Source organism: Falsiroseomonas sp. CW058 (genome assembly GCF_050563535.1).
GTDB lineage: Bacteria > Pseudomonadota > Alphaproteobacteria > Acetobacterales > Acetobacteraceae > Falsiroseomonas.
Genome location: NZ_JBNXUO010000006.1, coordinates 44,577 through 70,977 on the forward strand (window position 1 = coordinate 44,577; position 26,401 = coordinate 70,977).

The following is a 26,401-nucleotide window of genomic DNA, read 5'->3' on the forward strand; positions in this document are numbered from 1 at the left end:
CCGTGGTCTTCACGGCTGACGCCAAGAGTGGGCGAATGCGCGTTGCGCAAGGGTGAACAGTGGCGTGATTCAACCGGAGTGTGATGCGAGCCCCAGCACGCCGCGCAGCCGCGCCAGCATGGCCAGCGCGGCATCGCCGAGCTCCTCCTCCGGCCCGGCCACCGCCTCCACCGCGGCCAGCGCGCGGCGGCGCGCCTCCATCTCCGGCAGCAGCCGCGGCAGGGCGGCCAGCGCCTCCTCCGGCGCCATCTCCACCACCACCGCCTGTTCGCGGATCAGCGCCTGCCGCGCGGCGGCGGTCATGGCGGCGAAGGGCTCCTCCGTCGTCAGCATCGCCTGCGAGCGGGCGAGCCGGTTGCGCCGCACGCCGCCGCGGGCCTTGGCCAGCAGGATCATCATGCGGACCACCGCCTCGGCATGGCCGCCTTCGGCGATGCGCGCCAGCGCGGCGCGCACGTCGGGGACATCGGCCAGTTGCTCGGTCGCGGCGTCGCCCGCGGCCTCGGCGCCCGTCGGCGCCACGCCGAAGGCGGCCAGCGTGCCGTAGACGGCGTGGAAGGCGGTTTCCTGCCAGGCGTCGCGCCAGTCCCGCCAGGCGTTGATCGCGCCCTCGACGCCATCCGCCCAGGATCGTTCCAGCGCGAGGAACGGGTTGTCGGCGGCCGCCGGCCTGCGGTCCGCCCGCACGCGTTCGGCCGCGGCGGCGAAGGGCTGCATCAGCGGGTTCAGGTCGCTCGCCAGCGTGCGGCGGAGCCGCAGCGGGTGCAGGCTGCGCCGCGTCTCCGCGCTGCGCTCCGTCGTCACCTGGCGGATTACCGGGCCCGCGAACATGTCGTAGAGCGTCTGGTTCACGGCGGAGATGCGCGCCACCTGGGGGAAGGCCTCGTTCTCCGCCTCGCCCGAGACCGCGCGGATGTCGGCGATGGTGCGGGCGACCAGTTCCACCTGGAATCCGGTGTTGAGGCCGCTGCCCTCGGCCCCCGTGATCCGCATCTCGTAGAGGCCGGGCGCCACCGCCTCGATCATCTCGAGGGTGTTGGCGATCTCGGTGTGTTCCTTGTTCGCCACCTTGCCGCTGACGAAGATGCCGAGATGGCCGATGTCGTCATGCACCAGGTAGACGATGGTCTGGCCCAGCGCCTTGATCTCCGCCTCGTCGCGGTAGACATCGGCGATCCAGCGCAGCGCCTGGCCGGGCGGGGTGATGTTGTCGCCGGCCGAGGCGAAGACGACGATGGGCGAGCGGATGGCGCGCATGTCGAAGGTGGCGCCCTTGCCGGCATTGATCTCGCCGCGCGCGAAGCGGTCGCCGATGAACAGGTTCTCGACGATCCAGCCGATCTCCTCCCGGTTCATCAGGAAGAAGCCGCCCCACCAGCGTTCGAACTCCAGGAACCGCTCGGCCTCGGAATCGGCCTTCTCGTAGACGTTGTAGTATTTGCGGAACCAGGTGTTGCCGGGCGACAGGCTTTCGAAGTTCATCACCAGGTTGGCGCCGTCGAAGCGGCCGTTGCCGAGATCGGCCAGCAGCGTCGCCGGCCAGCCGCCGCCCGCCAGGCCGCCGGTGTAGCGCATCGGGTTGCGCCCGCGCTCGCCGGCCCAGTAGGACAGCGGCGCGCCGTTCAGCACCAGCGGGCCCGTCAGCTCCGGCTCCGACGCGCCGAGCATCATCACCGCCCAGCCGCCCTGGCAGTTGCCGATGACCACGGGCTTCTGCGCCTCGGGGTGCAGTTCGTGGATGCGGCGGAGGAAGACCGCTTCCGCATTGGTGATGTCGAGGATGGTCTGCCCCGGCTCCGGGTCCTTGAAGAAGATCACGAAATAGACCGGGTGGCCGCGCCGCAGCGCGACACCCACCTGGCTGTCCGACTTGAAGCCGCCGATGCCGGCACCGTGGCCCGCGCGCGGGTCGATGATGACGAAGGGGCGCATCCTCGGGTCGGTCGGGCGGGTCCCGGCGGGGGGCTTGATGCGGACCAGGGCGTAGTTGCAGCGGCGCGGCAATTCGCGCCCGTCCACCACCATCTCCCACTCGAAGACAAGCACGGGGGGGCAGCCGTCGCGCTCATGCTCGACGAAGGCATTGCCGGCCCGGCGCATCGTGTCCCAGAACAGGACCGAACGCTGGGTCGCGTCCACCCAGTAGGCGGCGGCGTCCCGCATCAGGCCGAAGGGCCCGCGCGTCAGCATCGACAGGGCGGCGATCGGCGGTTCGGGCAGCTTCGGCGCCAGCGTCTGCGCCTGCCGCGCGGTCACGTCCGCCATGTCCCGCACCTGGTCGAGCACACGGGTCACCGTCTCGGCCCCCTTGGCGAGGAGTTCGCGGCCGGGCGGCGGCGTCAGGGCGTTCATTCCGTCAGGTATCCCGTCGATCTGGCGAGTGCTGCATTGCGGTATATAGCGTGCAGGTCCCACCTGTCCGTTAAGTCGTGGCCATCAGGCCGGATCGGCCCTTCATGCGCCGGCGGGTCCCCCGGCCAGGGCTTCCGTCAGGTGCAGGGCGATCATCGCCTCCTCATCCGTCCGGCGGATCAGGATGCGGGCGGGGCTGCCCGGGGCTGAGACGTCCGGCAGGCCGTCCCGGTTCCGCGCGGGGTCGAGATGCAGGCCGAGGTAGCCCAGCCCCTCGCAAACCGCGGCGCGGATGCCGGCCGAGTTCTCCCCGATGCCGGCGGTGAAGACCAGGGCGTCTATCCCGCCCATCGCGGCCGCGAGTGCCCCGACCTCGCGCCGGACCCGCCAGGTGAAATGGGACAGGGCGGCGGCCGCGCGGGGATCGGCGGAGGCTTCCAGCACCCGCACGTCCTGGCTCAGCCCCGACATCCCCTTCAGCCCCGCGCCGGCATAGAGCAGGCGGGAGAGCTCGGCGGCCGTCATCCCCTCAGCCTCGATCAGGTGCAGCAGCACGCCCGGGTCGATCTGCCCGCTGCGCGTGCCCATCGGAACCCCGTCCAGCGCCGTGAAGCCCATGGAGCTGTCGAGGCTGCGCCCGCCCCGGATGGCGCAGAGGGAGGCGCCGTTGCCGAGATGCGCCACCACCAGCCGCCCCGCCGCCAGGGCCGGGTCCTCCGCCGCGACCAGGCGGGCGATCCATTCGTAGGACAGGCCATGGAAGCCGTAGCGGCGGATGCCGCGGGCGTGGAACTCCGGCGGCAGGGCGTAGGTGTCGGCCTCCCATGGATGGGTGCGGTGGAAGGCGGTGTCGAAGCAGGCAAGCTGCGGCACGCCCGGGAAGCGCGCGGCGCAGGCGCGGATGCCCGCCAGGTTGTGCGGCTGGTGCAGCGGCGCGAGGGGGACCAGCGCCTCCAGCCGCGCCATCATCGCGTCGTCGATCGCCGCCGGCGCGGCGAGGTCCGGCCCGCCATGCACCACGCGATGGCCGATCGCCGCCGGCCGGAGGTCGCCGAGGGCGCCGAGGATCGCGTCGAGCGCCTCCGCATGGTCCCGCGGCGCGCCGCCATCCTGCCAGCCGCGGTCCGCCAGGAGGGCGCCGGCGGCATCGCGGAGGCGGAGATGCGGGACGGCGCCGATCCCCTCCACCTGGCCGCCCATCAGCGCGACCGGCGCCGGCCCCGCCGCGAAGGTCTCGAACTTGATCGAGGAGGAGCCGGCGTTGAGGACGAGCAGCGTGCCCCTCACCGCGCCGCCTTCTCGATGTTCCACAGGATGATGATGCCCGGCATCCCCAGCACGCCCGACAGCTGCGGGCGGTAGGCCACCGGCAGGAACCACTGGCCGAAGGGCAGGTAGGGGACGACGCGGTACGCGCTCTCGTGCAACTGGGTCAGGATGCGCTGCCGCTCCTCGGCGCTCGCGGCGTAGGGGAAGGCGTCGATCAGCGCCTGGTGCCCGGCGTCGCAGGGCCAGCCCGGCCAGGCGCGTTCGCAGCTGGCCTGCATGGGCACGTTGCCCACGGGGTCCGATGCGCCGAGGCCGTTCCAGAAGGTCAGGCCGAAATCCCAGCCGCCTTCCGAGGGATGGCGGCGGTTGGGCCGTCGCGTTGCCATGGTGGCGAAGTCCATCGCCTGCACGTCCACCCGCATCCCCGCCTGCTGCAGCTGCTGCGCCAGCACCAGCGTCGCCGCGTGCATGAAGGGGTTGTCGGTCGGGTCCATGATGACGATGGGGCGGCCGTCATAGCCGCTTTCGCGGATCAGCTGGCGCGCGCGTTCCATGTTGCGCCCGATGCCCTGCGGCACGCCCGCATCGCTCTCCTGCGGCGATCCGCAGACGAAGAAGGCGTGGCAGACCTGGTAGAGCGAGGGGTCCGGGAACATCGCCTGGAGGTAGTCGTTCTGGTCGGCCAGGTAGATCAGCGCCTGCCGCGCCCGCGGGTCGCTGAAGGGCGGGTGCAGGTGGTTCATGCGGATCATGCCCTGGAAGCCGAGGCGGTTGATCCGCTCGATCCGCATCCCCCGCCGCTGGAGCATCGGCAGGAAGTCGGTGCCGGGCGTCTCCACGAAGTCCACCTCGCCCTGGGCGAGGGCCAGCGCCGCGGTCTGGGCGTTCGCGATGTTCAGCCACTCCACCCGGTCCACATGCACGCGCTTGCCGCCCGCGGTGCCGCTGGCCGCCTCGGTGCGCGGCGCATAGGCGGGGTTGCGGCGGTAGACGACGCGGCTGCCCGGGATCCAGCCGGGGCGGTCGAAGACGAAGGGGCCGCTGCCGGTGGTGTCGGTGATGTTGGTGAAGGGGTCGGTCGCGGCGATGCGCGCGGGCATGATCGCCGGCATGTTGCCCGCCGGCTTCGACAGCGCGTCCAGCATCAGCGCATAGGGCCGGCGCAGCCGCCAGGCGAAGCTGCGGCCATCCGCCTCGGCGGCGAGGCTTTCGGTGATGGCCATGATCTGTCGGCCATGCGGGTCGCGCGCCGCCCAGCGGCGGAGCGAGGCGACCGCATCTTCCGCCGTCACCGGCGCGCCGTCGTGGAAGACCAGGCCGGGGCGCAGCGTGAAGCGCCAGGCGAGGCCGTCGGGGGAGGTGGTGAAGGCCTCCACCATCTGCGGCTGCGGGCGCTGCTGCGCGTCGCGGCCGAAGAGCTGGTCGTAGACCATGTGCGCGTGGCTCTGCACCACGCCCGCCGTGGTGTTGACGGGGTCGAGCGTCTGCAGGTCCGCATTCGGCACCACGCGCAGCAGCCGGTTCGCGGGCACGTCCTGCGCCAGCGCCGGCGCGGCCGCGAACAGCAGCGCGGCACCGGCCGCGAGCAGCGATCGCTTCATCGGTTCTCTCCCGTTCATTCCAGCCGGGCGCCTTCGGGCACGCGCATGCCGCGCTGCACCGCCGGGCGCCGGCCCATGCGGGCGAACCATGCCGCAAGATGCGGCGTGTCCGCCAGTTCGCGCCCGGCCCAGCCGTGCTTCTCCACCCAGGGGTAGGCGGCGATGTCGGCGACGGAGAAGTCCGCCCCGGCAAGGTGCGGGTGGCCGGCCAGCCGCGCATCCAGCAGGCGGTAGACGCGGTCCACCAGCGCGGTGCTGTGGGCGCGCGCGGCTTCCGGCTTCTCGGGCGCGAGTTCGGTCCAGTGATGCGCCTGGCCGGTGAAGGGGCCGAGCGAGGTGAGCGCGACCATCAGCCAGGACAGCACCGTCGCGCGCGCATCGCCATCCCGCGGTAGCAGCACGCCGTGGCGTTCGGCCAGGTGCAGCAGGATCGCCCCGCTCTCGAACAGCACCAGCGGCGGCGCGCCGGCGCGGTGCTCCACCAGGATCGGGATCTTGCCGTAGGGGTTCAGCGCCAGGACCTCGGGCGCGAACTGCTCCCGCGCGCGGATGTTCACGCCCCGCACGGCGTAGGAGAGGCCGCATTCCTCCAGCATGATGGAGACGCGCCGGGAATTGGGCGTCGCCCAGCCGTAGAAGGTCAGGCCGCTCACCGCGAGCAGGCGGCGCCGCCGAGCACGCAGAATTTCGCGCAATGCGGATGGTTGAGCGCGACCGGGCGCGCGGCCTCGGCGAGGGTCGCGCCGAGCTCGAAGGCCGGGTCGTAGGGCAGCAGGGTGCAGGCGACCACGGCGGGGCGCGCCGCCCCCCGGCGCTTCACCACCATGCGCGAGGAAGCGCACATCACGCTGTCCGGCGACTTGTGGAGGATGCCCCAGCAGGCTTCCGTGATCTCCGGCACGTCCACCCGCGCATCCATCTCGGGGAACAGCATCAGCGCCACGGGGTCGGCGGCGTCCACCGCGATGCCATGGGCCGCGAACAGCCGCGCGAAGCCCGCGCGCATCGCCGCCTCGTCCTCCCGGCCGAAGCCGGCGCGGCCGGCGACATGCAGGCGGAAGCCCTCGCGCGCCAGCCAGGCCAGGCCGTCGAGCGTCTTCGCGAAGCTGCCTTCTCCGCGTTCCAGGTCGTGATGCGCGGCCTCGTGATGGTCGAGGCTGACGCGCAGGATCAGCCGGTCGGGGCCGAAGCGGTCACGCAGGTCCAGCAAGGCGTGCGCGTGGCGGCGCATCGGCTGCATGGCGTTGGTCAGCACGATCGCCTCCAGCCCGGGCCGGCGCAGGGTGTCGGCCAGCATCGCGGGCAGGGCGGCGTTCATGAAGGGCTCGCCGCCCGTGAAGCCGACCTGTTCCAGCGGCATCCCCGCCGCCGCGGCCTCGTCCAGATAGGCCGCGACCTCGGGCGCCGAGAGATAGGAGAGACTGTCGTTCCGCGGGCTGCTGTCGATGTAGCAGTTGGCGCAGGTGATGTTGCAGAGCGTGCCGGTGTTGAACCACAGCGTCCGCAGCGCGCCGAGCGCCACCACCGCCCGGCGCTCGCCCTTCGCGGTGACCGCGGGATCGCGGAACTTCGCGGGCGCGAGCGGCGGGGCGGCGAGGCTGCGGAGGGACAAGGGCGGCTCCAGTCGCGGCATGGGCGAGGGTGGTCCGCCGCGATGCCGCGGCAGGCTACGCCATGGAAGGTGGGGCGCGGAAGCGCCGCGGGAAGGGCGGCCCCGAGGGGGGAAGGAGGGACCGCCCGGCCGTTCAGGCCGCGCGGGCGGCCCGCTTCTCCATCGCGTTCCGCAGCAGGGCCAGGCTGCGGTACACCCCATGGACCATCTTCGAGTAGGGCAGCGCCACGAAGAAGGCGAGCACGAGGCCGAGATGGATGGCCAGCAGCAGGCCCATCGCCCCGGTGTGGCGCACCGCCAGCAGCAGCAGCCCCGTGGCGGAGATCAGGAACAGCAGGGCGAGGATGGCGTATTCGCCTCCCATCAGGTGCCGCGCGACCGGCCCCGGGTCGGTGACGACCTTCACCCGGATCAGCCCTGCCGTGCCGAGGCAGAGCAGCACGCCGCCCCAGGTGCCGAGCTGTACCGGAAGGCTCCAGAAGGCGTGCGGCGAGGTCCAGCCGAGGAAATGGTGGTAGAAGGCGCCCGTGGTCGTCGCCGCGAAGCACAGGAAGAAGCCGTAGAACATGGCGTGGTGCAGCCAGCGGCGTTCCTTGGAGAAGCCGTCGTCCACGTCGTTGCAGCCATGCCCGCCGCCGTCGAGGTTGCGCAACGTCAGGATGTCCACCGCCGCGTCGCGCGCGGGCGCGAGGCCGACCTGCCGCCCCGCGCCGCCCGCCGTCCCCCGCCAGTAGCGGATTCCCCCCATCGCCAGCGCGACGAGCGCGAAGACGAAGGTGCTGCCCGCCAGCAGGTTCATCAGCCAGAGCGGGATGATGCGGTAGAAGGCGCCCGGCCCGGTCTGCGGCGAGTACAGCACCGAGGGGTCCTGGATCGCCGCGGTGCCGATCAGCACCAGCGCCGTCAGCAGCGCCGCCGCCAGCGTCACCACCGTGCCGTTGCGTTCGAACAGGCGGCCCATGGCGGGCGGCCAGGCGTGTTCCGCGTAGCTCTCCTGCCGGATCTGGGCGAAGGTGGCGGGGATGTTGATCTCGAAGGGATGCGGCGGCGCGAACTGGCAGGCGTGGTAGCAGCCCTTGCAGGAATGGCAGAGATTGGCGAGGTGCGTCAGGTCGCCGGTCGTGAAGTCCCGCCGCGTCGCCATGGCGGGGAAGACGGCGCAATAGCTCTCGCAGTAGCGGCAGGCGTTGCAGACCTCCATCTGCCGCCGCGCGTCGCGGATGGCGTCGGTCTCCTGCTTAGTTTCTTGCATTGAGCGCGGCCCCTTCGCCCGCGAGCCGCCCGAAGACGGTGCCGATGGTCATGCCGAAGCCGGCGAGGTAGCCCTGGCCCAGGATGTTGCCGGACATGATCTCGCCGCTGGCGAAGATGTTGGATGAAGGCTTGCCGTCCGCCATCATCACCCTGGCCTTGTCGTTCACCTTGACGCTGAGGAAGGTGAAGGTGATGCCCGGCCGCAGCGGGTGCAGGTAGTAGGGGGGCGTGTCGATGCGCCGCGCCCAGTGGCTTTTCGGAGGGGTGAGCCCCTCGGTCCGGCAGTCGTCGGGCTCCATCGGCCGGAAGGTGCCGGGGCGGACGGCGGCGTTGTAGCCGGCCACCACGCGTTCCAGCTTCGCGCCATCGATGCCGGCCTGGGCCGCGACCTCGGCGATGGTGTCGCCCCGGTAGGGGGGGAAGACGCTCGGCAGGTAGTTGTGGATGGCCTTGCTGTCGGTGACGGCGAAGGCAACCTGGCCGGGCTGCTGCGCGATCAGCCGGCCCCAGATGGCGTAGCGCTTCGGCCAGACATCCTCGCCCTCGTCGTAGAAACGCTCCACCTCGCGGTTCACCACGACCGCGAAGGGTACGCAGTCCAGCCGCATGGCCAGCCCGCCATCCTCCATCGGCGCGCGGGCGTCGTTGGCCACCGCGTGGAATTGCGTGGGGTCGCCCACCTCCTGCACGCCCTGGGCCAGCAGGTCCTTCAGGACCGTGCCCTGGGCATAGGGGGTGCCGCGGATCTGGAAGTTGTCGGCGGCGTCGCCCCAGTATTTCCGCAGCCAGTCGCGGTTGGCCTGGAAGCCGCCGGCCGAGGCGACGAGCGCCTTGAAGCGGATGCGGTCGGGGAAGCCCTTGTGGGAGACGATCGCCTCCACCGCATGGCCGTCCTGCACCTCGATGTGCTGGACCTCGGTGTCGTAGAGGATGGTGACGCCGAGCCGTTCCGCCGTGCGGTACATCGCGTTCAGCAGCGCCTTGCCGCCGCCGAGGAAGAAGGCGTTGGTGCGCGACAGCGACAGCGTGCCGGAGAGCGAGGGCTGGAAGGTCACGCCGCAGCTGGCCAGGAACTCCGGCGCATGTTCGCTGGCGCGGATCGTCATGCGGGCCAGGTGTTCGTCCGTGCGGCCCGCGGTGACGCGGCGCAGGTCGTCCCAGTACTCCTCCTCGAGGTAGGAGCCGGTCAGCACGCCGGTCGGGCCGTGATGCAGGGCGCGCAGGTTGCGGGTGTGGCGCGAATTGCCGCCCCGCATGGGCTTCGGCGCGTGTTCCGCCACGATGACGCTGGCGCCGAGCCGGCGCGCGGTGATGGCGGCGGACAGCGCGGCGTTGCCGCCGCCCACCACCAGGACGTCGTAGAGCTTGGTCAGGTCTGCCACAGGATCCCCCGTGGCATGATCTATAGGCCGTGGCCGAGCCCTGTCCAGACGCCGCGCCCGCCGCGCCAGCGCCGCTTTCGGTCCGCGGCGCCCGCGCCGTTCCAGTCCGCGGCGCCCGCGCCGTTTCAGTCCGCGGCGCCGGCGCCGATCAGTCCGCGGCACCAGCGCCGACGAAATGCTCCAGCCGCACCACATGCGTGTCGGAGATGAACATCACCCCCGACTGCTTCTCGAAGATGGGTTTCAGGCCGGCGGCGACGCGGCGGATCACCGCTTCCGACCCCACCGCGATGAACATCACCACGCTCGCCTGGTCGTTGTAGAGCAGCTTGCCCTCGTGGAAGCCGTGATGGCCCATGCCGGCCACGTCGCGCAGCAGCGTGTAGCCGGTGGCGCCGGAGCGTTCCAGCAGGTCCCGCACGAAGCCCGTGCGTTCCCCGCGCACGATCACCTCGATCTTCTTGAGAGGGTGGAAGACCAGTTCGTCGGCGGCGTTCATTCGGTGTTGCTCCGGGCTCAGGCGGCGATCAGCCGGGGGGCGGGATGGCGGGCGGCCTCGGCGACCGCGGTCCAGGACCCGTCCCGGCCACGGCGCAGGAAGCGCCCCGTCTCCGGGTCGGCGACCATCAGCGCGACCCAGCCATTGTCGAACAGGGTGCGGAGGATCGCGTGGCGCGCGATCACCTCCTCCACCCGCAGCAGCGGCGCCTGGACCACCGTCATCAGCCGCAGCGGCTCGTGGTACGGCACGCCTTCGGCGGCGGCGACGGATTGCAGGGGCAGGCCCGTCATCAGGTCGCTGGCATTGCCCTGCATCACCCCGAAGCCGCCCACCACGTTGTGCGTCACCTTCGACCCCGCGCCGAAGACGCCGTTGTCGACGGTGGAGAAATAATACTGGGTGTTGATCCATTCCGCGACCACCATCGGCGCGGTCAGGATCACCTCCAGCGAACTGCCCGTGGCATCCGCGCGCCAGTCGTAGGAATGCAGGAAGCACCGGCCTTCGAGGTCCAGCCCCCGCGTGAAGCCGCGGTCGGCGACGATGAAGCCGGCGTTGCGCGCCAGCGCCCATTCCGGCCGCACCTCGGCCCAGTCCGCCGCGCGGGCCTCGACCGCCGCAACCGGGTCGGCGGTCGTGCCGGGCGCCATCCGCGCCAGGCGCTCGGCCGCCGCGGCGCGGCGCGCCGTCGCCAGATCCGCCTTCAGCCGCGCCAGCACCGCCGCATGGGGGGCGGCCGGGGCCTCGTCGGCGATGGCCAGCGCATCGGTGGTGGTGTTGTGCTCCGCCGCGAGGAAGACCGTCTCCGCCGGGATGGCGATGCCGCGGCCGGCCAGCGTGGCGCGCACCCCCGCATCGTTCAGCACCGCCGCCATGATGCGGGCATTCGGGCCGCCCGGGTTGCCCCCGCAGGCGCCGCAGTCCAGCCCCGCCGCGAAGGGGTTGTTCGTCGCGCGCCCGCCATGGCCGCACAGCAGGACCAGCTTCGCGAAACCCTCCGTCAGGCCCATGATCCGCAGCGCGCCTTCGGCGAAGAAGGCCTGTTCGGCGGGGCTCAGGCCGGTCGCCTCCCCCGTCGCGTCGTCGCAGGCCAGCGCAATGCGGTGGGTGGTGCGCGCCGCGGGCGCCGCCCTGTCCGCAAGCCGCGCCACCGTCCGGCCGAAGCCGGCAGGCGCGACGGTGCGCGCGACCATCGCCGCGCCGAAGGCCGCGCCGGTCGCCTCCACGAAGCCGAAGGCGCCGGCCACGCTTTCCTTCAGGGCGCGCAGCCCCGCCTTCGCCCCCTTCAGCCGCGCCAGCCCCGCCAGCCGCGCCGCGCCCGCCGCTTCCTCGCCCGGGGCGGCGACCTCGGGGATGGTGTGCTTGGGCCGCAGCAGCACAGGGCAGGAGGCATGGGCCCGGTCCTCGCCGAAGGGCTGCACCGCGACCGGGGCGCCGAAGAAGCCGGCGAAGCCGAGCGTGGCCCAGGGGCCCGTAGCCTCCAGGTGGCGGCGCAGCACTTCCGACCGCACGTCGATGCAGAAGACCAGCTGCGCCGCCGGCGCCGGCGCCGGCGCCGGCACCCGGGTGGCGAGCGCGCGGGTCAGCCTGCCCCGCCAGGTCTCCTCCCATGCCTCCAGCCAGATGGCGGCCGCATCCGGCGCCGCCGGCGCGGGCGGGGCGGACGGGGCCTCCGCGAACTGCCGCGCGAGGAACAGCCGCACGGCCAGGAAATCGGCCATCGTCACCGGCGCCGCCTTGGCCCAGGGATGCGCGCCTTCCCCCGCCCGCCACTTCACATGCCCCGCCCATCCCGCCAGCGCGGCCAGGTGGCGCGTCAGCAGCACCGTCCTCTCCCGCTCGGCCACGCCCTCCAGCAGCGCCTGCACCGCCTTGAGGGCGTCGTCCGGCAGGGACTGGAGGTCGCCGCGGCGCGGGATGTCCCGGTCATGGCGCGCCACGTCGCGGAAGGCGCGCCAGAAACCGCGATCCCGCCCCGGCATCGGCCAGGCGGCCTGCCCTTCGTCGAGGAAGGCGGCCAGCCAGCGGATCATCACCCGGTTCACCGCCGACGGCGGGGGATCGCCCGCCGGCTGGGCGGGAACCTCCAGCGCGGCGGGGCGGGCGGCCTGCGGCACCCCGGCCCGCGCGGCGGCATCGGCCAGCACCGTGCTGTCGATCCGCCCATCCGACAGCGCCGCCTTCAGCATCGCCGGCGCGGGCCAGGTGCGGCCGCCGAACAGCGCGGCACCGGTGCGGGCCGCCGATTCGAAGCCCTGCTCCTCCAGCCCCTGCAGGGGGTTGGCGGCGATGAAGCTGCGCAGCGGCCAGTAGGGGGTGACGTGGCCGGCCGCGATCTCGATCTGCGCGGCAAGCCGGGCGAGGTCAGGCATGGTGGGCTTCCCTGCGGTCGGTGACGGCGGCGGCGGCCGGCTGCGACAGCGCGACCAGCCAGGCGTAGAGCGCGACGGAGCGGCGGTGCAGCCCCGCCTGCACGGCGATCCAGATGCCGGTGAAGGCGGCTGCGGCCAGGGCGTGCAGCGCCGTGAAGGGCTGCGGCGCGACGAGACCCGGCGTGCCGGCCAGCAGCGCCTCCACCCCCGCGACGAGCGCGCCGTAGAGCGCGCCGGCCACCGCCAGGACCGACGGCGCCAGCAGCAGCATCCGCGCCGGCTGGCCGGCCAGCGCGACCACCGCCTGCGCGGCGGCCAGCGCGGCGAACAGCACCAGCAGCCCCCCCGCGCCGCCATCGAGCTTGCCCGAGGTGAGCGCGAAGCCCGCCCCCGCCGCGATGGCCGCGGCCAGCGCGATGGCCGCGACCGGGGCCGCAGGCCGTGCCTCCGCCCCCGGCCGCCGCGCCTGGGCGAGGCCCGAGCCGGCGCCGAGGAACAGGCTCGCCTTGTACAGCCCGTGCAGCACCAGATGCGCCATGGCGGCGGCGTGGAAGCCGAGCCCGCATTGCAGCAGCATGAAGCCCATCTGCGCGGTGGTGGAGGCGGCGAGGCCGCGCTTCACGTCGCTCTGCACCAGCGCGGCGAGCGCGCCGAACAGCGCGCTGGCCGCGCCCGCCAGGAAGACGAGCGCGAGGATCGCCGGCGCCGCCTCGAAGGCGGGGGCGAAGCGCGCCACCAGCACGCCGCCCGCATTGACCAGCCCCGCATGCATGAAGGCGGAGACCGGCGTCGGCGCCGTCATCGAGGACATGAGCCAGCGGTGGAAGGGGAACAGCCCGCTCTGGATCGCGGCGGCAAGGCCGAGCAGCGCGCAGCCGAGCCCGACCAGCACCCCATCCGCCGCCGCCGCGCCCGCGACCACGCCGGAGATGGAGAGGCTGCCCGTCGCCCACCCCAGCAGCGCGAGGCCCGCGGCAAGCGCCGCCGCGCCGCGCAGGAACCAGGCGCGCGCCAGCGCCGCCGCGGCCGCCGCCTGCCGCCAGCCGCGGACATGGCCGATGAGGTCCGCGAGCAGCCAGCCCATCGCCACCCAGAGCCCAGCGAAGAGCAGCAGGTTGTCCGCCGCCAGCAGCAGCAGCACCGCGGCGGCGAGAGCCGACAGCCGGGGGAAGAAGGCGGCGAAGCGGGCGTCGCCAGCCATGAAGCGGAGCGAGAAGGCATGCACGACCGCGCTCACCAGCAGCACCGCCGCGCCGAGGAACAGCGCCAGAGAGTCGACCCGGAAGGGGCCGGAGGCGACCGGCCCCGCGCCCCAGCGCAGCAGGGCGAGCAGGGCAAGGAGGAGGCAAAGGCCCGCATTGGCCAGGGTCAGCAGGCGCGGCATCGGATCGTCCCGGAGGATCAAGGCGGGCTGCTTCTGCCCTTCTCAGAACAATCCCGAAAGCAGATTTGTCTTATATGTCTTATCTGTTTTGCCGATAAATTGGCGCGCGGTCCGCGATGAACTCGGCCAGTGCCGCGGCCGCCGCCGGGGGGCGGGGGGCGGCAAGGAGGGCGATCTCCACCTCCGGCAGCGAAGGCCAGCCCGCGCCGTCGTCCAGCACCTGCAGCGCCTCCGGCACCATCCTGCGGGGCAGCACCGTCACGCCGAGCCCGGCACGCACCGCCGCGACCGTCCCGGCAAAGGACGGGCTGGTATAGGCGATGTCCCAGGGCAGCCCCGCGGCGTCGAGCGCCGAAACGGCGCGGCGGCGGTAGACGCAGGGTGCGGGGGACAGGACCAGCGGCAGCGGCGTGGGGTCGGCCGGGGCGCGGCCGCCACCCGCCCAGCCCGCGCCGTCCTGCGCGACCCAGACCGGGCGTTCCCGCCACAGCCGCCGCGCGCCGGGATAGGGCTCGGCCGGGTCCTGCTTCACCACGATCAGGTCGAACTCGCCGCGCCCGAAGCCCTCCACCAGGCGCAGCGTCAGGTCGCAGTTGACGTGCAGCCGCACGCGCGGGTGCTTGGCGGCGAAGGCGGCCAGGATCTCCGGCAGGTAGTGGGTGGCGAAATCCTCGGGCGAGCCGAAGCGGACCTCGCCCTCCACATCCACCCCGCGCCCGCGCGCCACCATGCCCTCGGCAAGCGCGATCATCCGCCGTGCATCGCCGAGCAGCGCCTCCCCCTCCCGCGTCAGGCGGACATTGCGCTTGTCGCGTTCGAACAGCGCGCAGCCGAGGATGGCTTCCAGCTTCTGGATCTGCACCGACACGGCCGACTGCGCCCGCCCCACGCGTTCCGCCGTGCGGGAGAAGCTGAGCGTCTCGGCCAGCGCCACGAAGGACCGCAGCAGGGTGGTGTCGAGGTCGGGCATGGCGTGTCGCTATCGCGCCGCGGCGGGCGGCGTCGTGCCCAAGCCGGCCCATTCGGGCAGTTGCGCGTCCTGACGCAGCCGGAGGCGGCGGAAATCCAGCGCGGCGAAGACCTCATCCAGCTCCGGCGGGCCGTCATGCGGCAGCGGCAGGGTGCTTCGCGCCTCCTCGGCAAAGCGGTCGCGGGTCGCGTCGTCCGCCTCGAGGTAGCCGCGCTGCCACCAGCGAAGGATGCGGGGCTTGGCCTCGGCCAGCGCAGGGGCCGCCACGATCAGCCCGGACTTCATGCGGTTGGCGGCGGGAGATGCCGGCAGCAGGTTCCAGAGGTCGTTGCAGGCCCAGGCCGACCAGGGCAGGCAGTGGTCGATGTCGAACGCGCCGGGGCGCAGCGCCTCTCCGGTCCAGACGCATTCCACCCGCTCGCCCCGGGCGAGGCGGGACGCCGCCAGGCCACGGACGAGGGCGGTGTCGCGCGCCGGCTCCAGCCAGCGCAGGGCGTCGAGCACCTCGTCGGAGGCCAGCGTCACGCCCGCCCGCGCGGCGAAGTCGCGCGTCTGCTGCACCCAGGCGGCCAGCAGCATCGGCTCGATCCAGGCGGCCATGCGGCGCAAGGCCTGCCAGACATGCAGCGGAACGCGGAGGCGGCCGAGGTTCCAGAACAGGTCCCCGTCCAGCGCCAGCGTGCCCGCTGCGCGCGGCGGCCGCCGCGCCTCCGCGGGGAAGACCGGCGTGTCGTCCGCGAAGGTCAGGTGACGCGCGGGCATGTCGGCGATGAGCCGGGCGGCGTCGCCGAGCGCCCTCCGCAGGCTTCCCGCCACATCGCCCGTGACGAGGCCGCCCGGGCGAAGGTCGAAGGGCGCGAGCGGGCGGAGCGCGTGGAAGGCGGGCCTGACGAAGGCCAGCCGGACACCGGCGGGCGCCTGCGGCAGCCCGCGTTCGACCAGGGGCTTGTACATCCGCAGCCAGTAGAGCGCGACGAGGCCGAGCGGCAGTTCCACATGCCCCTCCTCCTCCCGCGCGACGTTGGGCGAGGCGTCGGCGATGCGCGCGATGCAGCGGAGCAGCGCAAGCTTGTAGGTGGCGAAGCGTTCCTGCCGCAGGATCACGCCGCGCAGCAGGGGCAGCGCGCCGCCGCCATCGTCGGGCAGGTCGAGGATGACGGTCTGCCAGCGCACGTCGCCGCGGCCCTGCCGGTCCTCCGCCCGTTCCGTCGCGACGCGCAGCGCCAGCCCGTGGTCGAGACCGAGGCGCTCCACCTCCTGCGCGTCCACCGGCCACATCGGCCGGTCCTCAGGCGCGGGGCCGTGGCGCAGGGTCAGCACCATGCGCCCGCCCGGCTTGAGCAGCGTGGCCAGCTTCCGCATGGCCCGCGGCCGGTCCTCGGGCCGCATGTGCTGCCACACCCCGCTCGCCCAGACCAGGTCGAAGCCGAGGCCGAGCCGATGGGTCGCCGACAGCGCCGGCAGCCGGTCGTCGAGCCAGCGGATCAGCGGCGAGGGATGCAGCCGCGCCGCTTCGGCGCGCAGCGCGGGCGCGGGCTCGACCGCCACAACCTCGAAGCCCTGCCCGGCGAACCAAGCGGCATCGCGGCCGCTGCCGGCGCCGACATCCAGCACGAGGCCGGGCGGCTTCGGCAGGAAGGGCATCGCCCCGCGGTGGATCTCCTCGAAGCCGAAGGCCTCGTAGGCGGCCGTGAATTCCCGGAAGCCCCGGTCGTAGGCACCGATCGTGTCGGGCGTCGTCACGCGACCCCCTCGGTGAATTGCAGCGCCGCGAGGCGTGCGTAGAGCCCGCCCTGCCGCACCAGCACGTCATGCGTGCCGGTGGCGACGATGCGACCGGCATCCATCACCAGGATGCGGTCGGCGCGGCGCACGGTGGCCAGGCGGTGCGCCACCACCAGCGTCGTGCGGCCGGCGGCCAGGCGCTCCAGCGCCTGCTGCACCGCCCGTTCGCTCTCGGCATCCAGCGCGCTCGTCGCCTCGTCCAGCAGCAGGATCGGCGGGTCGCGCAGGATGGCGCGCGCGATGGCGATGCGCTGGCGCTGCCCGCCCGACAGCGTGACGCCGCGGGCGCCGAGATGGGTGTCGTAGCCCTGCGGCAGGGCGGCGATGAAGTCGTGCGCGGCGGCGGCCTCGGCGGCGGCGCGGATCGCGGCGTCGTCCGCCTCCGGCCGGCCGTAGCGGATGTTCTCGGCCGCCGTCGCGCCGAAGATCAGCGGCTCCTGCGGGACGAGGCCGATGCGGGCGCGGAGCGCGGCGGGGTCCACGGCGGCGGCATCGACGCCATCCACCAGCACCCGGCCACGCTGCGGGTCGTAGAAGCGCAGAAGCAGCTGGAACAGGCTGGTCTTGCCCGCGCCGGACGGGCCGACGACGGCCACCGTCTCCCCGGGTTCCACCGCGAAGGACACTCCGTCCAGCGCCGGCTGGCCGGGGCGGGTCGGGTAGGCGAAGCGCACGCGGTCGAAGGCGACGCGGCCCTGCGGGGCGGGCAGGGGGAGGGGGTTCGCAGGCGCCTCGACCGCCGGGCGGGCGGCCAGCAGTTCCAGCAGGCGGTCGGCCGCGGCGGCGGCGCGCTGGATCTCGCCCCACAGCTCGCTGACCGTGGCGACCGAGCTGGCCAGCAGCACGGCGTAGAAGACGAAGGCCGACAGCTCGCCCCCCGTCATCCGCCCCGCCACCACGTCGCGCCCGCCGACCCACAGGCTGAAGGTGATCGCCCCGAAGCCGAGCAGGATGACCGCCAGGATCAGCCCGGTGCGGCTGGCCACCCGCCTCAGCGCGGCCGCGACGGAGGCCTCCACCTCGGCGGCGAAGCGGCGCCGGTCGATGGGCTCGTGCGTGAAGGCCTGCACGGTGCGCAACCCGTTCAGCGTCTCCTCCGCCGTCGCGGCGAGGTCGGCCACCCGTTCCTGCGAGGTGCGGGACAGGCGGCGTTCGCGCCGGCCGAAGACCACCAGCGGCACCACCACGAGCGGCACCACCACCAGCATGACGCCGGCGAGCTTGACGGAGGTGGCGACCAGCATCGCCATCGCGCCGAGCCCGGTGACCGCGTTGCGCAGCCCCATCGACACGGCGGAGCCGATCAGCGACTGCAGCAGCGCCACATCCGCCGTCATGCGCGACAGGATGTCGCCGGTGCGCGCCGTCTCGAAATAGGCGGGGGAGAGGGTGAGCACATGGTCGAAGACGCGGCGGCGGATGTCGGCCGCCACGCGCTCGCCCAGCCAGGAGACGAGGTAGTATCGCGCGGAGGTCGCGGCCGCGAGCGCCGCGACGATGCCGAACATCAGCAGGGCGGAGCGGTCGAGCGCCGCCGCGCCGGCCGTGAAGCCCTCGTCGATCAGCCGCGCCAGGCCCTGCCCGATGGCGAGCGTCAGCCCCGCCGCCAGCAGCAGCGCCGCCCCGGCGCCGAGCGCGCGCGGCAGGTAGGGGCGCAGATGCGGCAGCAGCAGCCGCAGCGAGGCGACCGGCGGGCGGGCAGGGGGCGTGTCCACCGCGCCAAGGTGGACGCGCACCCGCCCCCCCGCAAGGCTACTTCAGGAAGTCCGGCTCGATCAGCCGCGGCAGCAGCAGCGCCATGTCCGGCCACAGGATCAGCAGCGCCAGCACCAGGAACATCGGCACGAGCATGATCATCGTGTCCCGCAGCGCGTCCACCATGCGGATGCCCGCCACCGCGCAGGAGATCATCAGGCACAGCCCGTAGGGCGGCGTCACCAGCCCGAAGGCCAGCGACACGATGCTGATCATGGCGAAGTGGATCGGGTGCAGCCCCGCATGTTCCGCCATGGGCTGGAGGATGGTGCCGACGATGATGATGGCGGGGATCGCGTCCAGGAAGCAGCCCACCACCAGGAAGACCCCGGCGATGAAGAAGCCGGTCGCGACCGGCCCCATGTCCCAGGCGATGACGCCGGCCAGCATCGATTCGGGGATCTTGTAGTAGGCCAGCAGCCAGCCGAAGGCGGTCGCCGTGCCGACGCAGAACAGCGTGATGGCCGACAGCCGCCCGGTTTCCGCGAAGGCCAGCCGCAGGCCCTTCAGGTCCATCTCGCGGTAGACGAAGATGGACAGCACGCCGGCATAGAGCACGGCGATGCAGGCCGCTTCCGTCGCGGTGAACCAGCCGAAGATCTTGCCGCCGATGATGATGAAGGGCGTCAGCAGCGCCGGCACCGACACCACCAGGGAGGAGAAGAACTCGCGTAGCGTCGCGCGCTGGTAGGTGGGGTATTTCCGCACCTTCGCATAGGCGTGGACGGTCGCCATCTGCGCGAAGCCGATCAGCAGCCCCGGCAGCACCCCGGCCAGGAACAGCCCGCCGATCGACACCGTCAGCACGCCGCCCCAGACGATCATCAGGATGGATGGCGGGATGATGACGGCGAGCACGGCCGAGACGGCGGTGATCGCGACCGAGAAGCTGTCGTCGTAGCCTTCCTTCCGCTGGGCGTCGATGAAGATCTTGGACTGGCTGGCGGCGTCGGCGGTGGAACTGCCGGAGATGCCGGCGAAGAAGATCGACAGCACGACGTTGATCTGCGCCAGGCTGCCCGGCATGTGCCCGACCAGCGCGCGGGAGAAGCGGACCAGGCGGTCGGTGATGCCGCCGATGTTCATCAGGTTCGCCGCCAGCAGGAAGAAGGGCACGGCGATCAGGATGAAGCTGTTGAAGCCGTTGAACGTCTCCTGCAGGAGGATCATCGGCCAGAGCCGGTCCTCGATGACCAGCGCGGGCAGGCAGGCAAGGCCGAGCGCGACGGCCACCGGCACGCGCAGCACGAGCAGCGAGAAGAAGACGCCGAACAGCAGGGCCGCGGCCTGGCCGGCGGAAAGCGCCGCGCCGGTCACGCGCCGTCCCTCGCGCCGCGGCGCAGGGCCTGGATGTCGTCCCACATCCGCTCGCCCTGGAAGACGATCCAGGTGAAGCCGGCGATCGGCCAGGCGATGTGGATCAGCCACAGCGGCAGTTCGGCCAGTTCGCTGATGCGGAACCAGGCGAAGTCCGTGAACTCGATCCCCCACCACAGGAAGACGGCGCCGAAGGCCAGCACGAAGACGCCGGCCAGGATGTCGGCCGCGGCCTTCGCGCGGCCCTTCAGGCCGGGAAAGAGGTCGACGTTGAAATGCGTTCCCTCCCGCATGCCCACCATCGCGCCGATCATCACCATCCAGACCAGCAGGAAGCGCGACAGTTCCTCGGTCCAGATGTAGCGGGGCAGCAGGTCGGTGAAGCGGGCGAAGATCTGCAGGCTGACCGGCAGGATGATCAGCGCGACGGAGACGACCAGCAGGTGGTCGAGCAGGCGCGCATAGACCTCGGTGATGCGGCGCAGCGTGCCGCGTGCGCCGGCTGGCGCCATGCGAAGTGCTCCTTGGACAGGGAAGGCGGCGGTGGCCCCGCCCTGGACCTCCCCCGCAGGGTGCGGGGGAGGGGGGCGGGGCAGGGGACCGGGCCGCTACGACGTGATGGCGTTGATGCGCGCGTGGATGCCTTCGGCGTCGATCTCCCGCGCATAGGTCGCCATCACGGGCTGCACGGCGGCGTTCATCTGCGCCCGTTCGGTGAAGGCCACGCGGCGCAGGCGCCCGGCCTGTTCCAGCGCGGCCACCTTCTGCTCGTCCTCCGTGCTCTCGGTCTGGCGGCCGAAGACGCCGGCTTCCCGGCCGGCGCGGCGGATCGCCTCCTGCAATTCCCGCGGGAGGCGGGCGAGGGTGGCGGAGGAGAAGCAGAGCGGGCGGATGGTGATGGCGTGCTGCGTCATCAGCAGGTTCGGCCCGACCTCGTAGAAGCGCATCTGCTCGACGCCCGCGGCCTCGTTCTCGCCGGCCTCGATCACGTTGTTCTGGATGGCGTTGTAGACCTCGTTGTAGGCGATGACCTGGGGGGCCATGCCGATGGCCTGGAAGGTGCGGGACCAGATGGGCGCGCCCTGCACGCGCACGCGCAGGCCGCGCAGTTCCGCCATGTTCCGCGCGGGGCGTGAGGAGAAGATGTTGCGGATGCCGCCGCCGGCATAGCCGATCAGCTCCACCCGCGCGCGGCGCGCCACCTCGTCCGCGACCGGCTTGAACAGGTCCTGGTCCAGCACCTGGTTCCAGTGCGCCAGGTCGCGGAACAGGAAGGGCGCGTCGATGAAGGGCGCGGCACGGCTGAAGGTGGACATGTGGGCGGGGCTGACGATGGCGTAGTCCACCGCGCGGCCGGCCGACATGTATTCGAAGAACTGCTTCTCGAGCCCGAGGGAGCTGTTCTTGTGCATCACGAAATTGACCGGGCGGCCGTAGTACTGCTTCACCAGCTCCTCGAAGCGGGTCATGCAGCGGTTGAAGACGTGCTCATCGTTGAACTGGCTCGCGCCGTTCAGCGTGACCGGCGCCTGGGCGCGGACCACATGGGGGGCGGCGAGCAGGCCGGAGGCGGCGCCGATTGCGCCAAGCAAGGCACGACGTTCCATGGGCTGTCTCCCTATCGGTGCCGGCTGTGACCCGGCTTGCGGAAGGAAGGCTAGCCCGGCGCCGCGGCGCTTGGGAACCGCCCAGTTACCCGGTTGCCACCCATTTCATGATGTGGCGCGCGACCAGGCAGGTCTCGCCCGCCCCGTTTACCACCTCGCAGGCGGCCTCGCTGCGGGCGCGGGCCTCGTCCGCAACCTCGACCACGTAGCGCGCGGTCAGCGTCTCGCCGATGAAGACCGGGCGGAGGAAGCGCACGCGGTCGTAGCCGGCCGAGACGGGCACGCCTTCCGCCCCGCCCGCGATGGCGCGGCGCGCGATGGCCGATGCGGTGGCCGAGAGCAGGCCCTGGACCAGCACGCCATGCGCGATGCGCCGGCCGAAGGCGGTGGTCGCGGCATAGGCCTCGTCCAGGTGCAGCGGGTCGTGGTCGCCGGTGATCTCGGCCGTCAGCAGCAGGTCGCGTTCGGTGATGGTCCGGCTGTGGCTCGCATTGTCACCCGCCGCGATGCCGAGCTTCACAGCGCGGCGAGCCTGGCGGAGGCGGGGCGCGGCGGCTTCGCGGTGATGTCGGCGGCAAGGCCCATCCGCGCGTCGCGGAACAGGCGCGGGTCCATCTCCCGCAGGTCCGGCGCCAGGGCGGGGCGGAAGCCCATGCGCGCCGCCACCTCCTCCACCGTCAGGCCGGGCGCGATCTCGGCCAGTTCCGGCCCCGCGCCGCCCAGGCGGAACACCGCCGCCTCGGTGACGTAGAGCACCGGCTGCCCGCGCCGCGCGGCATAGGCGCCGGAGAAGGTCACCTGTTCCACCCGCGGCACCGCCTTCGGCTTGCCGCCCGCCGTCAGCGTGCCGCCGAACACCACGCGCCTCGCGTGCTGGCTGATGTTGATGAAGCCACCGGGGCCGATCAGCTTCGACCCGAAGCGGCTGACATTGACGTTGCCCTCCGCATCGAATTCCGCAAAGGAAAGGAAGGCGAGGTCGAGCCCGCCGCCGTCGTAGAAGTCGAACTGGTAGGGCTGGTCCACCTGCATGTCGGGGTTCATCGCCGCTCCCGCATCGCCGCCCGAGGCCGGGGCGCCGCCGATGTTGCCCTGTTCATTGGTGAGGCAGACGGCGTCGAGGCAGCCTTCCTCCGCCGCCACATTCGCCAGCCCGGTGAAGATGCCGGAGCCGAGGTTGCAGACCGCGCGGGGGAACAGCTCCAGCGCGCCGCGCCGCGCCACCACCTTGCGCGCGTCGAGCGGCAGGACGGGGATGTCACCCAGCGGCACGCGCAGCTCGCCCGCATAGGCGGGGGAATAGGGCGTCAGGTAGGTCTGTTCCTGGTCGGGCACGACGACGACGCAATCCACCAGTATGCCGGGGATCTTCACCATCTTCGGGTGCAGCGTGCCGCGCCGCGCCATGCGCTTGACCTGCACCACCACGATGCCGCCGCAGCGCCGCGTCGCCTGCGCTTCCGACAGCATCTCGAGCGTCACGGCCTCCTGCTCCATCGAGACGTTGCCGTCCTCATCCGCCGTGGTGCCGCGCAGGAAGGCGACGTCGATGTGGTAGGGCTTGTAGAACAGCCATTCCTCGCCGCGGAACTCCACCAGCTCGACCAGGTCCTCCTTCGCGGAGGGGCTCTGCCGGCCGCCCTGCAGGCGCGGGTCGACGAAGCTGTGTAGGCCGGTCCTGGTCAGCAGCCCGGCGCGGCCGGCCGCCATCTCCCGCATCAGCTGGCTCAGTGCGCCCTGCGGCAGGGACCAGGCCTCGATCTCGTCGCGCAGGGCCATGGCGCCCACGGGCGGCGAATTGACGTAGCTGCCCGCGATGTTCCGCCTCAGCAGGCCGCGCTGCGCGAGGTGGCCGAGCCCGCGGTTCCCGCCATCGCCGACGCCCACCGGATGCAGCGCGGTCAGGCCGCGCGGGCTGCCGGTTTCGCGGAAGCGGCGGCCGAGGGCTTCGAGCAGCGCCTCCGGCACCGCATGGCCGCCGCCCGAGCCGCCGATCAGCAGCGTGTCGCCGTCCCGCACCAGGGATGCGGCCTGCGCCGGCGTCACCTTCCGCATCCCGGTGGTTTCCTCCTGCACCTCGCGGCTAGTCTAGCGGCCGGCGGCGCGGGGGGAAGGGGCCCGCCGGCGGCGCGGGGGGAAGTTGCATGGACGGCCAGGTCACGCTGGAGATGCGGTCGGGCGTCGGCGTGCTGACCCTGGACCGGCCGGGCAAGCACAACGCCATCACCGATGCGATGGCGGCGCAGCTGGCGGACCATGCGAGGGCAATCAACGCGGATGACGCGGTCCGCGCGGTGATGCTGCGCGGGGCGGGCAGCCGCGCCTTCTGCGCGGGCATGGACCTGAACGCGATCGAGGCCTACCGGACGCCCTGGGACTTCCGCCACCGCCCCGACTATCCGGGCGCCGTGCGGTCCATCCGCAAGCCCGTGGTGGCGGCGCTGAAGGGCTGGGCGCTCGGCGGCGGGTTCGAGATGGCGCTGGCCGCCGACATCCGCGTGGCCGCGCGCGGCACGCGGATCGGCTTCCCCGAGGTGACGCGCGGCTGGGTGGGCGGCGGCGGCGCCAGCCAGGTGCTGCCGCGGCTGGTCGGCCCGGGCCAGGCCATGCGCCTGCTGCTGACCGGCGAACAGGTGGATGCGGAGGAGGCGCTGCGCCTGCGCCTGGTGGAGCAGGTGGTGGAGGACGGCATGGAGGAGGCCGCGGCCTTCGGCCTGGCGGTCCGCCTGGCGGAGTTGCCGCCGGTGGCGGTGCAGGCGGCGAAGGCCGCGGTGCGGCAGGCGATGGAGATGCCGCTCTCGGCGGGCCTCGCCTATGAGAACGAGATGAACGTGCTGTGCCTGGCCGCGCTGCGCGGGACGTGAGCTAGGCTGCGTCGATCGCGGCGGTGTGCACCATCAGGTCGTTCTCGCCCTTCTGAACCACCTCGCCCCGCTGGTTCAGGAGTTCGAAGCCCAGCGTGACGATGCCGCGGGCCGGGTTGCGCGTGGCGCGCTTCGCCAGCACCGTGATCCGCGCCGCGATGCGGTCCCCCACCAGGATCGGGCCGGTGAACGACCAGCGCCAGTTGAGCGACACGATCGCCGCGAAGCGCACCGGGGCGCGGTTCTTCAGCCCGTCGCAGAGCGCGAGTCCCAGAAGCCCGTGCGCCACGCGGCCGGGGTAGCCGAGGGCGCGGGCATACTCGTCGTCGGTGTGGATGTCGAAGAAATCCCCGGTGAGGCCCGCGAAGCCGAGGATGTGCCCTTCCGTCACGGTGATGCCGCCCGTCTCGAAGGACAGGCCCGGCTCGGCCTGTTCGTAGCGCAGCAGCGCGGGGTCGATCCTCACAGCCGGTGCAGGTGCAGGCCGCCGTCGATGTGGAAGGCATCGCCGGTGGAGAAGGGGATGGCGCCGGTCAGCAGGGCGGCGACGGCGCGGCCCACATCCTCCGCCTCGCCCCAGCGGCGGATCGGGGACAGGCCCTCGGCGATGCGCTGGGCGTAGCGCGCGGCGACGGGCGCGGTCATGTCGGTGCGGATCACGCCGGGGCGGATCTCGAAGACCGGGATGCCGTCATCGGCCAGCCGCAGCGCGAGGCACCGCGCCACCATGCTCGCCGCCGCCTTGCTGGCGCTGTATTCCGTGCGCTCCGGGCTCGCCATCGCGGCGTTGGCCGAGGAGACGATGACGATCCCGCGCGGCCCGCGCCGCGGCGCGTCCTCCGCCAGCATCCGCCGGGCTGCGGCCTGGCTGACGAAGAAGGGCGCGCGGGCGTTGACGTCCATGCAGCGGTCCCAGGACTGCGGCGTCATCTCCAGCAGGTCGCCGCGCGACAGCGCGCCGATGCCGGCGTTGTTCACCACCGCCTCGATCCCGCCGCCCTCCTGCCAGGCCCAGTCCAGCAGCGGTTCGATCGCGCCGAGGTCCGCGAGGTCGGCGAGGCGGTGGGCGAAGCGGCCGCCGGCCGCCTGCACGGCCGCCGCCGTCTCCGCCATGCCGTCCTCCGCCAGGTCGCAGCCCAGCAGGTCGTAGCCGGCGGCGGCGAGCGCCGCGCAGGCCGCGCGGCCGATGCCGCGCCGCGCGCCGGTGACAAGGGCGACCGGCCTCATCCCAACAACTCCCGCGCCATGATGACCCGCTGGATCTGGTTGGTGCCTTCGTAGATCTGCGTGATCTTGGCGTCGCGGTACAGCCGCTCCACCGTCACGCCGCGGATGTAGCCGGACCCGCCATGGATCTGCACCGCATCGGCGGTGCGCGCCACCGCGGCGTCGGAAGCGAAGCACTTCGCCATGCTCGCCTCCAGCGTCGCGCGCGCGCCGGCGTCCATCCGTTCCGCCGCGCAGCGCACCATCAGCCGCGCCGCATGGGCATCCTTCGCCATGTCGGCGATCAGGAAGCGGACCGCCTGCTGTTCCGCGATCGGCCTGCCGAACTGCACGCGGCCCTTCGCATGGGCGATGCTCTCCTCCAGCGCGCGCTGGAGGATGCCGAGGGCGAGGGCGGCGATGCCGATGCGGCCCTTGTCGAGCACCGACATCATCATGTGGAAGCCGCGCCCTTCCGGCCCCAGCAGCGCATCGGCCGGCAGGCGCACGCCGTCGAAGCGCAGCCCCCCGACGGGCGAGGCGCGCTGGCCCATCTTGTGCTCCGCCCGCAGCCGCTCCACCCCCGGTGCGTGCAGGTCCACCAGGAAGATGGACATGCCGCGATGCCCGGCCGCCGGGTCGGTGCGGGCCAGCACGGCGGCGAAATCGGCCAGCGGCGCCATGTGGATCCAGGCCTTCGTGCCGTCCAGCACCCAGCCGCCGCCGTCGCGCCGCGCCGTGCTGCGCAGCGCGGCCAGGTCCGACCCCGCCTCCGTCTCCGTCAGCGCATAGGCGCAGCTGCGGTCGTAGCGCAGGAGCGGCGCGAGGAAGGCGGCGCGCTGCGCCTCCGTGCCGTGCTCCGCCAGCAGCGTCGCCACCAGCTCCACCAGCCCCAGCTGGTCCGCCACGCTGGCATAGCCGCGCGACAGCTCCTCCATCACGATGGCATAGGCGAGGGTACCGGCCTCCGCCCCGCCCATCGCCTCGGGCACGGTGATGCCGAACAGGCCGAGCCTGGCAAGCGCGCGGTAGATGTCGCGCGGGAAGGCCTCGGTCGCGTCCAGCTCCGCCGCGCGGGGCGCGACCTCGTTCTCGGCGAAGCGCCGCGCGGTGTCCCGCAGTGCATCGAGCGGCCCGGCTTCGGCCACGGCGTTCCTCCGGCCTGTCCC

General features: G+C 72.8%; 22 protein-coding genes. 1 reads left to right on the forward strand and 21 read right to left on the reverse strand.

Going from position 1 to position 26,401, the window contains the following annotated elements; all coding sequences use genetic code 11:
- Window positions 1-69: 69 nt before the first annotated feature.
- The 18 genes from ACK8OX_RS07080 to ACK8OX_RS07165 all read right to left on the reverse strand — a co-directional run bounded on the left by ACK8OX_RS07080 (window position 70) and on the right by ACK8OX_RS07165 (window position 23,238).
- Complete coding sequence (locus ACK8OX_RS07080) at window positions 70-2,352, reverse strand: DUF3141 domain-containing protein (RefSeq protein WP_430663247.1); 2,283 nt, start codon at window positions 2,350-2,352, stop codon at window positions 70-72.
- Window positions 2,353-2,454: 102 nt separating this feature from the next.
- Window positions 2,455-3,639, reverse strand: coding sequence for an acetate/propionate family kinase (locus tag ACK8OX_RS07085; protein WP_430663248.1), 1,185 nt, complete (start codon window positions 3,637-3,639; stop codon window positions 2,455-2,457).
- Window positions 3,636-5,222: an ABC transporter substrate-binding protein gene (locus tag ACK8OX_RS07090; RefSeq protein WP_430663249.1), complete on the reverse strand. Its 1,587-nt coding sequence runs from the start codon at window positions 5,220-5,222 to the stop codon at window positions 3,636-3,638. Before ACK8OX_RS07090 ends, ACK8OX_RS07085 begins: the two co-directional genes overlap by 4 nt.
- A gap of 14 nt (window positions 5,223-5,236) precedes the next feature.
- Window positions 5,237-5,875: a glutathione S-transferase family protein gene (locus ACK8OX_RS07095; protein ID WP_430663250.1), complete on the reverse strand. Its 639-nt coding sequence runs from the start codon at window positions 5,873-5,875 to the stop codon at window positions 5,237-5,239.
- Window positions 5,872-6,834 (reverse strand): radical SAM protein, encoded by a 963-nt coding sequence (locus ACK8OX_RS07100; RefSeq protein ID WP_430663251.1) that lies wholly within the window; start codon window positions 6,832-6,834, stop codon window positions 5,872-5,874. Before ACK8OX_RS07100 ends, ACK8OX_RS07095 begins: the two co-directional genes overlap by 4 nt.
- A gap of 133 nt (window positions 6,835-6,967) precedes the next feature.
- A complete protein-coding gene (tcuB, locus tag ACK8OX_RS07105; RefSeq protein ID WP_430663252.1) occupies window positions 6,968-8,086 on the reverse strand; it encodes a tricarballylate utilization 4Fe-4S protein TcuB in 1,119 nt (372 codons plus the stop codon).
- On the reverse strand, window positions 8,073-9,470 hold the full coding sequence (gene tcuA, locus ACK8OX_RS07110; RefSeq protein WP_430663253.1) for an FAD-dependent tricarballylate dehydrogenase TcuA: 1,398 nt from the start codon (window positions 9,468-9,470) through the stop codon (window positions 8,073-8,075). The genes tcuB and tcuA overlap by 14 nt, the downstream gene beginning before the upstream one ends.
- 148 nt (window positions 9,471-9,618) lie before the next feature.
- Entirely contained in the window at window positions 9,619-9,969 is a 351-nt protein-coding gene (locus ACK8OX_RS07115) for a DUF190 domain-containing protein (protein ID WP_430663254.1), read from the reverse strand.
- A gap of 17 nt (window positions 9,970-9,986) precedes the next feature.
- On the reverse strand, window positions 9,987-12,344 hold the full coding sequence (locus ACK8OX_RS07120) for a DUF2309 domain-containing protein (protein WP_430663255.1): 2,358 nt from the start codon (window positions 12,342-12,344) through the stop codon (window positions 9,987-9,989).
- Window positions 12,337-13,728: a proton-conducting transporter membrane subunit gene (locus ACK8OX_RS07125; protein WP_430663256.1), complete on the reverse strand. Its 1,392-nt coding sequence runs from the start codon at window positions 13,726-13,728 to the stop codon at window positions 12,337-12,339. The genes ACK8OX_RS07120 and ACK8OX_RS07125 overlap by 8 nt, the downstream gene beginning before the upstream one ends.
- A gap of 79 nt (window positions 13,729-13,807) precedes the next feature.
- A complete protein-coding gene (locus tag ACK8OX_RS07130) occupies window positions 13,808-14,698 on the reverse strand; it encodes a LysR family transcriptional regulator (RefSeq protein ID WP_430663257.1) in 891 nt (296 codons plus the stop codon).
- Window positions 14,699-14,707: 9 nt separating this feature from the next.
- Window positions 14,708-16,441, reverse strand: a complete 1,734-nt coding sequence (locus ACK8OX_RS07135) for a methyltransferase (protein WP_430663258.1) — start codon at window positions 16,439-16,441, stop codon at window positions 14,708-14,710.
- Window positions 16,438-18,198, reverse strand: a complete 1,761-nt coding sequence (locus ACK8OX_RS07140) for an ABC transporter transmembrane domain-containing protein (RefSeq protein ID WP_430663259.1) — start codon at window positions 18,196-18,198, stop codon at window positions 16,438-16,440. Before ACK8OX_RS07140 ends, ACK8OX_RS07135 begins: the two co-directional genes overlap by 4 nt.
- A 37-nt stretch (window positions 18,199-18,235) precedes the next feature.
- Window positions 18,236-19,555, reverse strand: a complete 1,320-nt coding sequence (locus ACK8OX_RS07145) for a TRAP transporter large permease (protein WP_430663260.1) — start codon at window positions 19,553-19,555, stop codon at window positions 18,236-18,238.
- A complete protein-coding gene (locus ACK8OX_RS07150; protein ID WP_430663261.1) occupies window positions 19,552-20,067 on the reverse strand; it encodes a TRAP transporter small permease in 516 nt (171 codons plus the stop codon). Before ACK8OX_RS07150 ends, ACK8OX_RS07145 begins: the two co-directional genes overlap by 4 nt.
- A 96-nt stretch (window positions 20,068-20,163) precedes the next feature.
- Window positions 20,164-21,162, reverse strand: a complete 999-nt coding sequence (locus ACK8OX_RS07155; protein WP_430663262.1) for a TRAP transporter substrate-binding protein — start codon at window positions 21,160-21,162, stop codon at window positions 20,164-20,166.
- Window positions 21,163-21,247: 85 nt separating this feature from the next.
- A complete protein-coding gene (locus ACK8OX_RS07160; protein ID WP_430663263.1) occupies window positions 21,248-21,682 on the reverse strand; it encodes a MaoC/PaaZ C-terminal domain-containing protein in 435 nt (144 codons plus the stop codon).
- On the reverse strand, window positions 21,679-23,238 hold the full coding sequence (locus tag ACK8OX_RS07165) for an acyl CoA:acetate/3-ketoacid CoA transferase (RefSeq protein WP_430663264.1): 1,560 nt from the start codon (window positions 23,236-23,238) through the stop codon (window positions 21,679-21,681). The genes ACK8OX_RS07160 and ACK8OX_RS07165 overlap by 4 nt, the downstream gene beginning before the upstream one ends.
- 68 nt (window positions 23,239-23,306) lie before the next feature.
- Here ACK8OX_RS07165 and ACK8OX_RS07170 point away from each other — a divergent pair, with 68 nt between their 5' ends.
- Complete coding sequence (locus tag ACK8OX_RS07170) at window positions 23,307-24,026, forward strand: enoyl-CoA hydratase/isomerase family protein (protein ID WP_430663265.1); 720 nt, start codon at window positions 23,307-23,309, stop codon at window positions 24,024-24,026.
- 1 nt (window position 24,027) lies between these two features.
- On the opposite strand, the gene ACK8OX_RS07175 is transcribed toward ACK8OX_RS07170, so the two are convergent.
- From ACK8OX_RS07175 to ACK8OX_RS07185, 3 genes are read right to left on the reverse strand one after another with little or no spacing between them, the layout of a single operon-like run.
- On the reverse strand, window positions 24,028-24,492 hold the full coding sequence (locus tag ACK8OX_RS07175) for a MaoC/PaaZ C-terminal domain-containing protein (RefSeq protein ID WP_430663266.1): 465 nt from the start codon (window positions 24,490-24,492) through the stop codon (window positions 24,028-24,030).
- Window positions 24,489-25,253, reverse strand: coding sequence for a 3-ketoacyl-ACP reductase (locus ACK8OX_RS07180; protein WP_430663268.1), 765 nt, complete (start codon window positions 25,251-25,253; stop codon window positions 24,489-24,491). Before ACK8OX_RS07180 ends, ACK8OX_RS07175 begins: the two co-directional genes overlap by 4 nt.
- Complete coding sequence (locus ACK8OX_RS07185) at window positions 25,250-26,380, reverse strand: acyl-CoA dehydrogenase family protein (protein WP_430663269.1); 1,131 nt, start codon at window positions 26,378-26,380, stop codon at window positions 25,250-25,252. The genes ACK8OX_RS07180 and ACK8OX_RS07185 overlap by 4 nt, the downstream gene beginning before the upstream one ends.
- Window positions 26,381-26,401: the final 21 nt, after the last annotated feature.